Origin of the sequence: Actinokineospora sp. HUAS TT18 (assembly GCF_051364635.1) — a bacterium.
In the GTDB taxonomy this organism is placed as follows: Bacteria; Actinomycetota; Actinomycetes; order Mycobacteriales; family Pseudonocardiaceae; genus Actinokineospora.
Genome location: NZ_CP195645.1, coordinates 2,107,288 through 2,121,063, shown reverse-complemented (window position 1 = coordinate 2,121,063; position 13,776 = coordinate 2,107,288). Strand labels below are relative to the sequence as shown.

At 68.9% G+C, this 13,776-nt stretch carries 6 protein-coding genes; 3 read left to right on the top strand and 3 right to left on the bottom strand.

What is annotated here, in order from left to right:
• The first annotated feature begins 400 nt into the window (after positions 1 to 400).
• The 3 genes from ACSHT8_RS09435 (at position 401) to ACSHT8_RS09425 (ending at position 6,705) form a co-directional block, all read left to right on the top strand.
• On the top strand, positions 401 to 550 hold the full coding sequence (locus ACSHT8_RS09435) for a hypothetical protein (protein WP_436499724.1): 150 nt from the start codon (positions 401 to 403) through the stop codon (positions 548 to 550).
• 179 nt (positions 551 to 729) lie between these two features.
• Positions 730 to 4,113: a family 16 glycoside hydrolase gene (locus tag ACSHT8_RS09430; RefSeq protein ID WP_436499723.1), complete on the top strand. Its 3,384-nt coding sequence runs from the start codon at positions 730 to 732 to the stop codon at positions 4,111 to 4,113.
• Between the two features lie 141 nt (positions 4,114 to 4,254).
• The gene (locus ACSHT8_RS09425) at positions 4,255 to 6,705 is read left to right on the top strand and encodes an RICIN domain-containing protein (RefSeq protein ID WP_436499721.1); all 2,451 of its coding nucleotides are present in this window, start codon (positions 4,255 to 4,257) and stop codon (positions 6,703 to 6,705) included.
• A gap of 233 nt (positions 6,706 to 6,938) precedes the next feature.
• On the opposite strand, the gene ACSHT8_RS09420 is transcribed toward ACSHT8_RS09425, so the two are convergent.
• From ACSHT8_RS09420 to ACSHT8_RS09410, 3 genes are all read right to left on the bottom strand, one after another.
• A complete protein-coding gene (locus ACSHT8_RS09420) occupies positions 6,939 to 7,979 on the bottom strand; it encodes a substrate-binding domain-containing protein (RefSeq protein WP_436499719.1) in 1,041 nt (346 codons plus the stop codon).
• A 37-nt stretch (positions 7,980 to 8,016) separates the two neighbouring features.
• Complete coding sequence (locus tag ACSHT8_RS09415; RefSeq protein WP_436499717.1) at positions 8,017 to 10,719, bottom strand: polysaccharide lyase 8 family protein; 2,703 nt, start codon at positions 10,717 to 10,719, stop codon at positions 8,017 to 8,019.
• A gap of 219 nt (positions 10,720 to 10,938) precedes the next feature.
• Complete coding sequence (locus ACSHT8_RS09410; RefSeq protein WP_436499715.1) at positions 10,939 to 13,287, bottom strand: family 20 glycosylhydrolase; 2,349 nt, start codon at positions 13,285 to 13,287, stop codon at positions 10,939 to 10,941.
• Positions 13,288 to 13,776: the final 489 nt, after the last annotated feature.

Genomic DNA, 13,776 nt, shown 5'->3' with positions numbered 1-13,776 from the left:
ACCCCGGCCAGGCGTCGGTGATCGGCCGGCCGGTGGGGTCGACCTCGATGGCGTACTGGTTGCTCTCGGTTGCTTCGAGTCCGGGCATCTAATAGACCGTCTGGCTGACAGGATTCGAACCTGCGACCCCTTTGACCCAGCGGCGCCCTGATCATGCGCTGACCTGCGGAAACGCTGGCCACTACCTCGATGTCACCCTGTTGATGTCTGTTCAGGACTTCCAGCCTTTATCTCAGGAATGGCGACATCTCCAGTTTCGCTCCTGGCGCCGCGCGGTGCGGGCTGCGACCATCGCGCGGGAAACAGCGCGCCGCAGGTGCTGCCAAGCCGCACCGGCCGGCGGGACTAGTTGACAGCGCCTGCGTGCAGCACCAGTGGCCAGACAACCCGCAGGCTGTCCGTGTCTCGCCGAGCACCCGCACAGCAGCGCCTCACCCGACTCGACGTCGAGCCTGCCGATGGGCATGGCGTGGGCACCCTCGCGCACGGCAAGCCGCGCGACTGGTGGCGGGAGGTGGCCAGGACCAGCGGCCTCGGCGCGGGGCGCTGACCGCCGGGAAAGCGCTGTCCTGTATCCGCCAATTTATGCCGCTTGGTGATTTTCCGACGTAGCATCGCTCGCGCAGTAGCCGATCAACGGGGGACTCGGACGAATCTCCTTGTGTGCTCAGGAAATCGCTCGGCAGCGGTGCTGCATCCCCGGACATGAACCCGAGAAAGGCCGAGCCCATGCGAGCAGCTCGACGCCGGTGGCTGGGTGCCGTTGGCGCCCTGTTGGGCGTAGCGACATCATTCTTCGTCACGTCCGCGACGGCGAACGCCGCCATCCCGGAACAGCAGCCCGGCGTCACGTTGCGCACGTATGACGTCGGCGTCGAGCTCTCGACGCTGTGCGCGCTCAAGCCGGGACAGACTCCTAACGTCGACAAGCTGATGTCGACGGTGAATTGGTCCACCACAACCGATTTCGGCCTCGGGGACAAGTTCATGACCGAGGTGATCGGCTACCTCGTCATCCCGACCACCGGGGCGTACACGTTCCGCCTGACCAGCGACGACGGCTCCAGGATGAGCATCGACGGCGGTACCGTCATCAACCACGACGGTACCCACGGCGCCACCGCGAAGGAAGCATCCGTCTCGCTGAGCGCGGGCAGTCACGCCTTGCGCATCGAGCACTTCGACGGCTTGGGCGGCCAGGTGCTCAAGCTGGAGTGGAAGACGCCGGGTGCGACGGGATTCGTGGTCGTGCCCAACTCGGCGCTCAGCACCGACAAGAACGTGACCAGGGTGACCGCGCCTGGCGTCAAGGAATGCACGGGCGGCACCGACGCTCCCGGCGACGGCCTGCCGCTGACGTCGGTGCACCCGAACTACACCCTGACAAACCTGCGGCCCGCCGGATTTCAGCCGCAGGTGACCGGGATGGACTGGCTGCCGGACGGCCGTCTGGCGATCACCACGTGGGGCGGCGCCTACGGCGACCCGCAGTCCAACAACGGCGACGTCCACCTGCTGGGCAACGTCACGGGCGCGACGTCTCCCACCCAGGTGACGACCAAGAAGGTCGCCTCGGGGCTGAACGAGCCAATGGGCGTCAAGTACGTCGACGGCAAGCTGTACGTGTCGGTCAAGGAAGGTCTGGTTGAGCTGAACGACACCAACGGCGACGAGGTCACCGACTCGAAGCGGACCGTGGTGTCATGGCCGTGGGGCGGCACCTACCACGAGCACGGGTTCGGGATGCTCTACAAGGACGGGTACTTCTACCTCAGCCTGTCGGTCCAGATCACCCAGGGCGGCACGACGACCAACCCGCAGATCGCGGCGAACCGGGGCACGTCGATCAAGGTGAACAAGGCGACCGGCGCGATCGAGTACGTGGCGGGCGGGCTGCGCACTCCCAACGGTATCGCCTGGGGCCCGGAGAACGGCGTGTTCGTCACCGACAACCAGGGCGGCTACCTCCCGGCGAACAAGCTGGTGCACATCAAGCCCGGTCGGTTCTTCAACTCCTACCTCAACCCGGACGGCCAGTTCGACGACAAGCCGGTCACCCAGCCGGTGTTGTGGATTCCGCAGAACGAGATCGGCAACTCCCCGAGCATGCCCGTCCAGGTCACCCAGGGCACGTTCGCCGGCCAGATGATGTGGGGCGACGTCACCTACGGCGGCATCCAGCGCGGGTTCCTGGAGAAGGTCAACGGCGAGTACCAGGGCGCGGTGTTCCGTCTCACCCAGGGACTTGAGGCAGGAGTGAACCGCGTCAGCATCGGCCCCGACGGCGCGATCTACGCGGGCGGCATCGGCGGCGGCGGCAACTGGGGGCAGGCGGGCAAGCTCACCTATGGCCTGCAGAAGCTGACCCCGAACGGCGGCTCCGCGTTCGACATCCTGGCGATGCGCGCCGTGGCGGGCGGATTCGAGCTCGAGTACACCCAGCCGCTGTCCACGCAGACCGTCGCCGACCTCGCGACCAAGTACCGGGCCAGCCAGTGGCGGTACGTGCCGACCCCGTCCTACGGCGGTCCCAAGGTGGACAACGAGTCCCTCACGGTGACCTCCGCGTCGGTGTCGTCCGACCGGAAGAAGGTCACCCTGAAGCTGGCGGGCCTCAAGCCGGGCCGGGTGGTCTACGTGCGGTCGCCGCGCCCGTTCGCGTCGGAGGCTGGGCAGTCGCTGTGGAGCACGGAAGCCTGGTACACCCTCAACTCCACGCCCGCGGGCGGCACGGCACCACCGGTGTACGACGCGGAGAGCGCGCAGCTCGCGGGTGGGGTGAAGGTGATGCGGGACCACACCGGCTACACCGGTGACGGGTTCGTCGCGGGCTACGCCGCGGCGGGGGACAGCACGAAGTTCGGCGTGAACGTCGCCTCCGCCGGAGCGCACAACGTCGCCGTGCGCTACTCCAACGGCGGCAACCCCACCGTCGGCACCAAGACCCTGGGCCTCTACGTCAACGGCGCCAAACTCAAGCAGCTCCGCCTCGTCGACACTGCGGCGAGTTGGGACACCTGGGCCACCCACGTCGAGTCGGTCCCGCTGTCGGCCGGTGCAAACACCATCGAGTTCCGGATGGACAGCGGCGACACCGGGCACGTCAACCTCGACAGTCTCACCGTGTCGAAGGCGCAGCGGATCACCTTGTTCGACGGCGTGGACCTGAACGCCTGGGAATCAGCCGCGGGCGGTGCGGCCACCTGGCCGGTCGCGGGCGGTTCGATGGAGTCCCTCGGCGGCGACATCCGCACCAAGATGAAGTTCGGCGACTTCAAGATGCACGCCGAGTGGTACGAGCCGGTCTACGCGCCCGAGGTGACCGGGCAGCAGCGTGGCAACAGCGGCGTCAAGCTCCAGGAACGCTACGAGATCCAGGTGCTCGACTCCTACGGCGACACCACCCTCGCCAACAACGAGGCCGGTGCCATTTACACCAAGCGCGCCCCGGACCGGAACATGGCCACCGCCCCGGAGACCTGGCAGAGCTACGACATCACCTTCCGCGCCGCCCGGTACGACGCGGCCGGGACGAAGATCGACAACGCCCGCGTGAGCGTCACCTGGAACGGGCAGGTCGTGCACAACGATGTCGCCATCGACAGCCAGACGGGCGCCAGTGCGCCGGAGGGCCCGTCACTCGGGTCGATCCTCCTGCAGGACCACGGCGACGCGGGCCCGAACCCCAGGTTCCGCAACGTCTGGGTCGAGCCGATCGCGGCGCCGGGCCCTGGCCCGATCGTCGGCGTCGGCGGCAAGTGCGTGGACGTCAAGGACGCCGACGGCACCACGGCGCAACTGGGGACGTGCGCCAACGTCGCCGACCAGATCTGGACGCGCTCCGGTGAGACCGTCCAGACCCTGGGCAAGTGCCTCGACGTCGCGGGCGGCGCCACGGCGGACGGGACGTCGGTGCGGTTGTGGACGTGCAACGGGACCGCGGCGCAGAACTGGGCTCCACGCGCGGACGGGTCGCTGGTCAACCCCATCTCCGGGAAGTGCCTCGACGCCTTCGGCGGCTCGTCGGCCGTGGGCACCAGACTGATCATCTGGCCGTGCACCGGCGGGTCGAACCAGCGGTGGACCTCGTCGGCCTGGGCCGGATTGCCGTGACGTCTCACGGCCAGTCGACCTACTGAGTCAAGCGGTCCGCGTCGTGACCATGCACGCGCTTCGTCACGACGCGGACCGCTTCTCCGGCACAGGCTCCTCGCCAACCCCTGCTGATCTCGTTGGTATGCAACAGGAGAACCCATGAAACGACTGATCGTCGCGTGTGTCGCCGCGGCCGGTGTGGTGGCCACCCCGGGACTGGCCCAGGCCGCGGCGCCGACAACGAGTTGTGACCCGATGGCGACCGGGGGCCTCGTGCCGGTCCGTTCGATCGACCTGCCGGTGTCGGCCCAGTGGCTGGATGTCCGCCCGACCTATGGCTTCGAGGACTCCGCGCCCGTGGCCGCCGGGTTCGACCAGGTCGGCTACTGCCTGGAACTCACCACGGCCCAAGGCAAACAGTGGGTGTGGACCTCGTTCCGCCCGCAGACCGCCTCCGCGAACCTGCTCGAACTCCCGACCCGGCGCGCGCAGGCCGCGCGCGAACAGGTCACGGATCTGGCGGTGGCCTCCAATGTCGCGGGTGTCCCGACCGGCAGCGGCAAACGCGGGTATCTGGAGATGTGGCCACACCAGTACTCTGGCGCATCGTCCACCTTCGTCCCCGGCAGCTCGGGCGCCTACGACACCGACGACCAGCCGACGATCAGCACCGCGAGCTATGGCTCCTTTCAGGTGTCCGATGTCGCATCGAACAGCCCGCTGCTCGCCGTCAACCGATTCGCCTCCACCGACACCACCGCGATGGATGTCGGCATCGGCAAGCGCGCCACCGGCGAGCCCGACTGGACGTTCGCCGCGAACGCGGGTTCCTACACCCAGCGCAGGCTGACCTTCTACGCGCGGCCGTCGCGCCTGTCGCTGACGACCGCGCCCCGGCCGGGTCAACTGTTCCCGCGCGACCTCAGCACCAACCGCGGCACGGTCCGCGTCCAGGGGACCACGTCGACAGCGGACGTGATCTCCGTCGAGGCGGAGGTGCTCCGGGGCGGAACGCTCCAGCAGACACTGCGCCAGACCGTCAGCGGAGCGGGTGCCGCGTTCTCCTTCGCGCCCACCATCACCGCCGAGTTGGCCTCCTACGAGATCAAACTCTATTCGGTGACCAGCGGCGGGCGCCGCCTCGACGGCCACTACCAGGACCTCGTCGCCGGGGACGCCTATCTGGTCACCGGCCAGTCCAACGCCGAATCGCGCAAGTTCGGCGACAGCGCGCAGCCGGACCAGTCGTCATGGGTGCGGACGTTCGGATCACCCACGGAGGACGCGGTGTTGTCGGTCGCCCAGCGGTCCTGGCGTCCCGGCGTCGGTGACACGATGCGGCAGGCGGGATCGATCGGCCAGTGGTCGGTCCGGATGGGCAAGCGCATCGTCGACACGTATCAGGTTCCCGTCGCGATCATCAACGGAGCGCACGGCGGCAAGCCGATCAGCTTCTTCCAGCGATCCGCGACCAACCCCACCGACGCGGCGACGAACTACGGTCGTGCCCTGGGCCGGATCAAGGCCGCCGGTCTGGCCGGGCAACTGCGCGGCATCCTCTACTACCAGGGCGAGAGCGACAACGGGAACGCCGCCGTCCACGCCGCTGGCTTCACCACTCTGCACAGCTCGTGGCGCGGCGACTTCGGCGCCACGCCGAAGGTCTACGCCCACCAGGTCCGTGAGTCCGGTTGCGGCCAACCCGGGATCGACCTGCGTGAGGCGCAGCGGCAGCTCCGACTCACCCTCGGCGTCACCCCGCTGTCGACCACCGGGATCAACAAGGCGGGCTACGGCTGCCACTACTCCTACGTCGGCGGCTACCGCGACCTGGGCGACCGCGCCTTCAGCGCGGTCGCGGACGACCTGTACGGCGCGGGCGAAGGCCAGGCGCCCGATGTCGTGTCCGCGACCATCGACACCTCGCGCACCAAGGTGACGGTGAACCTGCGGCGGCCGACCGACACTCTTGTCGTGGGCGCCGGTTCGGAGCAGTTCTTCGCCCTTGAGGGTGCCACCGCGACTGTCACCAAGGTGACAGCGGTCCCCGGCGAGCTCGTCCTCGACCTGTCCACGCCCGCCCCCACCGCCTCCGGGATCACCTACAAGGTGTTCGGCGACGCGGTGCCGTGGATCACCGACGCCCGCGGCGTCGGCCTGTTCGCCTTCCGCAACCTGCCCCTGCTGGAGTCCGCGGCGTACTACGTGATCGGCAATGTGGGGTCGGGCAAGGTGATCGACGACCCCAGCCTCACCCCCGCCTCCGGCAACCAACTCGTCCAGGTCGCAGCCGATGCGGGTCAGCACAGCCAGCAGTGGCGCGCGGTACCCGACAAAGACGGCACCTACCAGCTCGTCAACCGCGCCACCTCACTGTGCATGGACGTCTACGGCGGCTCCAGCCAGCCCGGAGCCAAGATCATCGAGTACACCTGCCACGGCGGCATCAACCAGCGGTGGTGGATCGTCGGCGCCAACGGGGGTGGCACCAGCCTCATCTCGGCTGGCAGCAGGCTCGCCGTCGGCGCACCCGGCACTGCCGATGGCGGGCTGACCCAGCAGCCCGACACCGACGGCGGTACACAGCGCTGGACCTTCAGCAAGGCGTAGCAGCGGTCTCCGGCAGTTCTGCCCGTTGTCACAGCGGGCCGAACAGCGTGTTCATCCTCCAGATGGTCAGTGATGCGGCGACAAGTGCTTCACGACGCCGAAGACTCGCAGCAGATTCGCCTGGGTGTGTCTGTCCGATCGCGTCGTCCACGCGCTGGTGCGCCAGGCCCGTCGACAACCGGGCTGCGATCTCGTCTTCACGCGGCGGTGTGGTCCACGACCGGAGCGATTCGCTAGTTGATCGGTTGGCCGCAGGAAACGCGGACGTTCAGCTTCGGGAGCAGCCCGAGATGCCTCGTCGGCATCTCCGACTCGCTGCGCAGCTTGCGTACCAGGGTCTCGGCCGCGGCTTCGCCGACGGCCCTGCGCGGCGGTGACACCGCGGTCAGTGGCGGGGCGACGAGCTCGGCGATCAGATCGTCGTAGGAGATCAGCGCGATGTCCTGCGGCACGGTCAGGCCGTGTGCGCGCAGTTGCGGTACGAGTTGGACGGCGGCTTGGTCGTTGTGCACGAGCACAGCGCGCACGCCATCGGCTACATGGGCCGCGATCTGCTCCGCCACGCTCCGGTCGAGACCCGCGCCGGTGATATCGATCGGGTCGTGCGTGCCCAGCCCGAGCGTGGCGCCCGCCGCCGCGTAACCGGTTCGGACGTCGTGCGCGGTCCACGAGTCCGTGCGCGCGGCCAGCAGCACCGACTCGTGGCCGAGTGCGGCGAAACGCCGCAGGGCCACCAGGACACCGTGCTCGTGATCCGACCCGACCCAGTCGAGGTCGACGACCGGGCTGTCTCGGGTCGGACGCCGTTCCACGAGCACCACCGGAGTCGGCAGGTCCCGGATCCAGTCCGCGCTCGCGGTGTCGAAAGTCCAGTTCGGCGTCAGGAGCAGCCCTTCGGCTCCGGTGTCCAGCAGCTGGTCGACCTGCGCCTGGTCGTCGGCGGCCTCGTAGGAGGCGATGCCGAGCACGAGCCGCGCGCCGAGCCGGGCGGCGGCGGCCCGTGCCCCGTCGATCACCTCTTCGTAGTACCAGCCGAGCGTCGGCACGAGCATGCCGAGCACCCGTTCCCGACGGTCCTCACGGTGCTCGGACAGCATCGACACCGTGCCGTGTGACCGGCCCACCAAGCCGCTGTCGGCCAGCGCCGTGAGATCCCGCCGGAGGGTGACCGGGGCCAGGTCGAGCCGGGCGGCGAGATCCACGACGCGGACCTCGCCGAGCTCCCGAATCGTGGCCAGAATCAGTTCCCGCCGCCGCTCCCCGGTCATGGTCATGTGACCATTATCTGGTACTCGGTCGAGATTCGATCACTCAGGCCCAGGTGCGCGCGACCAGGCGGGATGCCAGGTCGGTCACCCCCGCGACCGCGGTCGCCGATTCCGGATGTGTCGCCGCCCAGCCATCCAGGGTCCGCTGGAACTCCTGCAGCGCAGCCAGCGCGGTCGGCTTGTCCCCGGCGTCGAGCGCGTCGGTGAACCCGCCCGCGAGTCGCGTCAACTGGCCGCCCACTCGGCCGGACAGCACGCCGCCGACGAGCCTGGCGAGGCCGCTGACCAGGCAGGCGCCCGTCAGCGGCACCGTGGCCAGCGTCGTGGCGACCGTGGATCCGGTGAGTCCGGCGACGTCGACCGTGAGCGTCGTGACGCCTTTGCGAACGCCGACCCGCACGCGGGGGTCGGCGCTGACGACCGAGGTCGCGTCGATCGCGAGGTCGACGGTCACCGTGGCGGCGGACTGGGTCGGGTCGCTGATGTTGACCACGAGCGTGTCGGCGCGCTCGTCGATCGCGATCGCGCACGGGGTGTCGACGGTGATCACCGATGTGGCCGCGGGAGCGAAGAACACGGCCCCGAACCGGCCCGTCGGCTCCTCGCGGACCGACTGCACCGCGACGGACTGGTCGATCACCCGCACCCGCGGCGCGGTCGAACGGGCAGCCGTGGTCTGCGCGCCCGCGCCGGGCAGGACCATGTAAGCGTAGGTGCCGTTCGTGACGCCCGTTCCGTGCTGGATGCCGAGGGTCAGGTAGTCGCCTGCGCGCACTGTGGTCGCGTTCGTGCCGGACACTGTCCCGTCGATGTCGGAGAACTTGCCGGTGCGGCGTTCGCTCACCGCCCGGACGTCGGCCGGGCGCAGCAGCACGTAGCCGCCGACGCCGCCGATGTGCGCCCAGCGGGCCGCGGTGACCAGGTTCTGTGTCTCGCCCGGCTTCAACGTGGTCGTGCCGTCGATCACCATGGGGCCGGTGCTGGTGGCCGTCACCTGGCGGTTCTCGATGGTGGTCTCCGCCGTGCGGTCCGCGGCGACGGTGACGCCCGCGCCCAGGCAGACATAGCAGTCCTCGAAGAAGAACCGGGACACCTTCGACCGCAGCGTCGACGGCGGCTTCTGGGTCAGCTCGATTCCCGCCGCACCCCAGTTTCCCGCCGTCACGCCACCGGCCCAGAAGCTCGGGTTGTGGTATTCCGCCCGCCAGGGCACCGACTTCGCCTGGACCGCGACGGTGTCGACCGTCGTGCCGGGCAGGCGGTAGGCGTCGACCGTGCACCAGTAGCCGTTGCCGAACTGGTCGCGGTCGGCTGTATACAGGTAGGTGGCCGCGTCCGAGGAGTACCAGCCGCGCAGGTTCTGGCCGCTGCCGGTCTCGTAGTCGGCCATCCGCAGCGAGTGCATGGCGAACGCGACCGCCCAGTCTGGCCGCCGGTGCAGTACCCGGTCCATGGGCCCGAACACCGAGGTGCCGGTGAGCGGGGCGCGGGGCACGATCGCCGGGTCGCGCAGGATCCGCAGCGCGGTCGCGGTCTGCGGCAGGCTCAGGCCCGCCGTCGGGGTGGCGCCGCGCCAGCCGAGTTCGGCCTTGATCGTGGACTCCAGGCGCACGCGTTGCGCGGCGCTGGTCGCGGGCAGCAGTTCGATCATGCCCGCGATGAACCCGGTACCCGCGCCCTTGTCGCCCTCCAGCGAGGCCAGGCCGCGGCCGCGCACGGTGTCCATGACCAGGGCGCGCCACAGCCACGGCTCGAAGGACGCATGCATCCAGTCGATGACGATGCCCGCGTCCGCCGACCACGGCGTGCCCGCGGTGCGGGCGCAGAGGTTCGTGATGGAGGTGAGGAACGAGGCGCCGTACCCGCCGACGTAGGGGAACTGGCCGTGCTGGATGAACGAGCCGTCCGGGTAGAAACCGTCGTTGCTGAAGAACGCCGCCTCGTCCTTGTTGCCGTCGACCAGGCCGACCGGCCCGCCGAACGGTCTGGCGTAGGCGAGCACCGGGATCAGGTTGTCCCGCGCGGCTAGCACTTCGGACTCGTTGTCGCTGAGCAGGCCACGCCCGGCGTAGGCGTCGCAGATGAGCACCCGGTTCGCCGCGGCGGCCATCGTGCCGGTCTGCGGGATCTCCGGCGCCAGGTGCCGGGCGCCCGCGATGATCGCGTCCCGAATAGCCGGATCGAGCGCGTCGAACGTGAGCAGGAGCGTGTCGTTGAGTGCCTGCGGGCCCGAGACGAACCAGTCGTACCAGTTGCCGTACTGGACCCCGGAGACCGAGTAGACGCTCTGCCCGAGCCAGGTCAGCCCGTCCGCGACGATGGCGAGTGCCCGATCGCGGTCCGCGCCGAGCGTCCCCGCGGCCCAGGCCAGCGCGATCGAGCGAAGCCGCCGGGCGGTGGTGGTCACCCTGGCCGAGTCGGCGATGGTCGATCTCGGTTGCAGCGGCAGGTCGTTCCACAGCCCGATCCTGGTCGAGCCCGCGACGTAGGTGTTCATCGCCGACCGCGCGGTCGAGGCGAGGGAGTTGAGCTGCGCGGCCACCGTCGGGTCGGAGGTGTCGAGGCCGCGTCCGATCAACTGCTCCAGCCACTGCCTGCGCGCGAGCGGGAAGTATCCGGGGTTCTCCACGGCCACCGCGCGGGCGAGCCCGCCGAAGGGGACGGCGGCGGCGAACCCGGCCAGAAGCGCGCCTTTCAGCAGGGTCCGACGCGACGCGCCTCTCTGATCGGATGACTGATTCACCATGTCTCCTTGGTGACTTGGGCCCAGATGACCGGCAGGTGGGGTGAGTGCGACCATCCTGCGAGCAGGCCTGATCGAAGTCAACCTTTTCTGGTTATCTGGTCATATGACCAAAATCGACCAAAGGTTGTCGCCGTGCGGCGCGGACGTTGGTCGCGCGGGTGGGCACGCGTGACTGTGGGCCGGGTGCCCCGGCCCACAGTCGCGCGTCAAGGAGTTCGACTACCTCAGGAGGTTGAGATCCGCGGCCGACGCGAACGTGTTCTGCGGCCCCCATTCCGAGAGGATCCGGAACTTGACGTATCGACCTGACGCCGAGGTGAAGAGTGTTTCCTTGTCGGCGGCGGTGTTGCCGAACTGTCCACTCGCGACCTTGGTCCACGGTCCCGCGATCGAGGTCGCCAGGTGCACCTCGTAGTCCTTGGCTCGGCCATTGGTCCCGCCGTCCTGTCGCGGCAGGTACCGGAAGCCGCCGAACGTCGACGCCGACCCGGTGTCGATCACGACCTCGGCGGGCAGCGCCGCCGGGGCCGGGGAGTACGACGTGTGCCAGATCGTGCCGGGCGACGCGTCGATCGCGTTCGTGGCGCGCCCGTTCTCCTGACTGGTCTCCTGGCTGGAGAAGGACGCGATGGTCCACCCGGTGCGTGGGACGACGGCGCGGGGCCTGGCCCGCAGGACGTCGAACTCGGCGACCGCGGCGAAGGTGTTCTGCCCGCCCCACTCCGACACCGCGACCAGCTTCACGTGGCTGCCCGCCACAGGCGGGAACGTCACCCGCTGCTCGGCGGGAGTGTTGGGGAACTGTCCCGCCGCGACCTTGGTGAACGGCCCGGACGCCGAAGCGGCGACGTGCACCTCGTAGTCCTTGATCTTGCCGTTGGTGCCGCCGTCCTGCCTTGGCAGGTAGCGCACACCGGACAGGGTGGAGCTCGACCCGGTGCCGACGGTCAGCTCGGCCGGCAGCGCGGGGCGCGCGGAACTGTAGCGGGTGTGCCAGAGCGAGTATTGGTTGTTGTCGGCGGCGTTGGCCGCGGCACCGTTCTCGCTCACGGTCTCCTGGCTTGACGCGGTGACGGTCCAGCCAGTCTGGGACAGCGCGGTGTCGGCACCCGGCTCGCCGTCGCCGAGCTGGTCGATCTTGTCGACCAGGGCCGGGAACGAGGCGGCCTTTGGCCCACCCCACGTGCGGTCGGCCATCGCCTGCAGCGGTCGGCGGGCGAAGTGGTCGACGTTCTCCACCGGCAGTTCGTACGACCGGTCCATCCATCGGGAGATTCGGTAGCCCAGCATGTTCGCGTGGTTCGAATAACCGAAGTCGAAGACCGAGTTCGGGTTCGAGTAGCCGTAATCGCCAGGCTTCTGGCCGAAGCCCACCGACACGTAGAACGGGCCGTCCTGGCTGGTCACCGTCTGGTATCCAGCCGCGGCGTGGGCGCCGTTGGTCAGCCAGTCGACGACCGCGATGTTCTTGTTCGGCTTGACCGAGGTCTGCGCGCCGCCGTAGTCCCACCACTCCCAGAGCTGCGTGGTCTTGCCCTTGGCCCGGATGCGGTCGTTGAGCGTGTTGATGAAGTCGGTGAACACGTCGCCGGGGTGTGTGAAGCCGCGGGACTGCTGGTAGGCCACCAGTTCCGGGCACGCGGCCTTGGCCGCGTCATTGGGGATCTCGTCGCCGCCGATGTGGAAGTACGGTCCGTCGAACAACGGGACCAGCTCGTCGATCAGGTTGGTGATGAACGTGCGCGTGCTCGCCTTGGTCACGTCGAGCACCCAGCCGCCGGTGTCTGCGCCCTCCCACGGGACGTTTGTTGGCTTGTTCAGCGACGCGCACGAGAAGGGCAGCGTCGAGTCGTAGGCGCTCAGGAACGACGAGTGCGCGGGCACGTCGAGTTCGGGCACGATCGTGACCCCGTACGTTTTGGCGTAGGAGACCAGGTCGCGGATCTCGGCTTGCGTGTAGCGTTCCGCCGCGGCCAGCCCCGGGTAGGTCAGGCTCTCGACGCGGTATCCGTTCCAGTCGCTCAGGTGCAGGTGCAGGACGTTGAGCTTGTACCACGACATCTGCCTGATCTGGGATTTCAGGTAGTCCACCGGGAAGAACCGGCGGCCGACGTCGATCATCTGCCCCCGGTCCGGGTAGCGCGGCCAGTCGCGGATCGTCCCCTGCGGAAACGACGTTCGGGCGGTCGAGCCGCGCAGTCCTTGGAGCAGGGTCCTGGTCGCGTTGAACGCGCCCGCGGCGGTCTTGGCCGAGATCGACGCCCGGTCGGTGACGGAGAGGACGTACCCCTGGTCGCCGATGGCGGCGTCGGTCGAGCCGAGCGCGAGCACGATGTCGCCCGCGGCGGCGCCGCCGACCGTCACCGACGGCGTGGTGCCGCTCTCACCCGCGATGTCGGCGGCGAGCCGGGCGGCGACCGGCGACAGCGCGGCGTGATCGGCCGTCGACACGACGATCCGGCTCGCCGGTGTCACCGTCCATACGCCGGTCCCGCCCGTCCACTCCCGGATCACCGGAACGACCAGCGGGGCGCTGTTCGGCGCCGCCGATGCCGGGAGTATGGCCAAGCCTGTCACCAGTAACGCGCCCGCTGTTCCCACGCCCAACGTTTTGACGATCCGCACCCGCATGGCCACCTCTTGTGCTTGAAGCTGCTCGTAAACAGGGTTAGTCGCGCAACTTCGATCAGAATCGGGTGTGAGGCGGCCCACGTCAAGGGTTTGTTCAAGATATAGTCAAATTGGGCGTTCGGGGCCGTGCGTCGCGCGCGGGGTAGGTCGCAGGCTCGCCCTTCACCGGTGCCTACGCCCGACGCCTGGCTCGCGAGGTGACGAGTCGTGTCGCTGGTAACCGCGCGGCCGCTGACTGCGTAAGTGGCGGTGTGACGGGGACTGCGCCGATCAGGTGATGGAGCGCGGCGCGGCCGAAGACCGCTGAGGCCAAGTGGTCCAGATCGCTGCGCTGGGGGGTGTAGCGCGTTCGCCGAGTTCTTCCGCCGTGTGCTGAACCGGTTTAGCATTCTGGCCCTGAATGAGTTGGGTCCAGCTCTTGAGAGG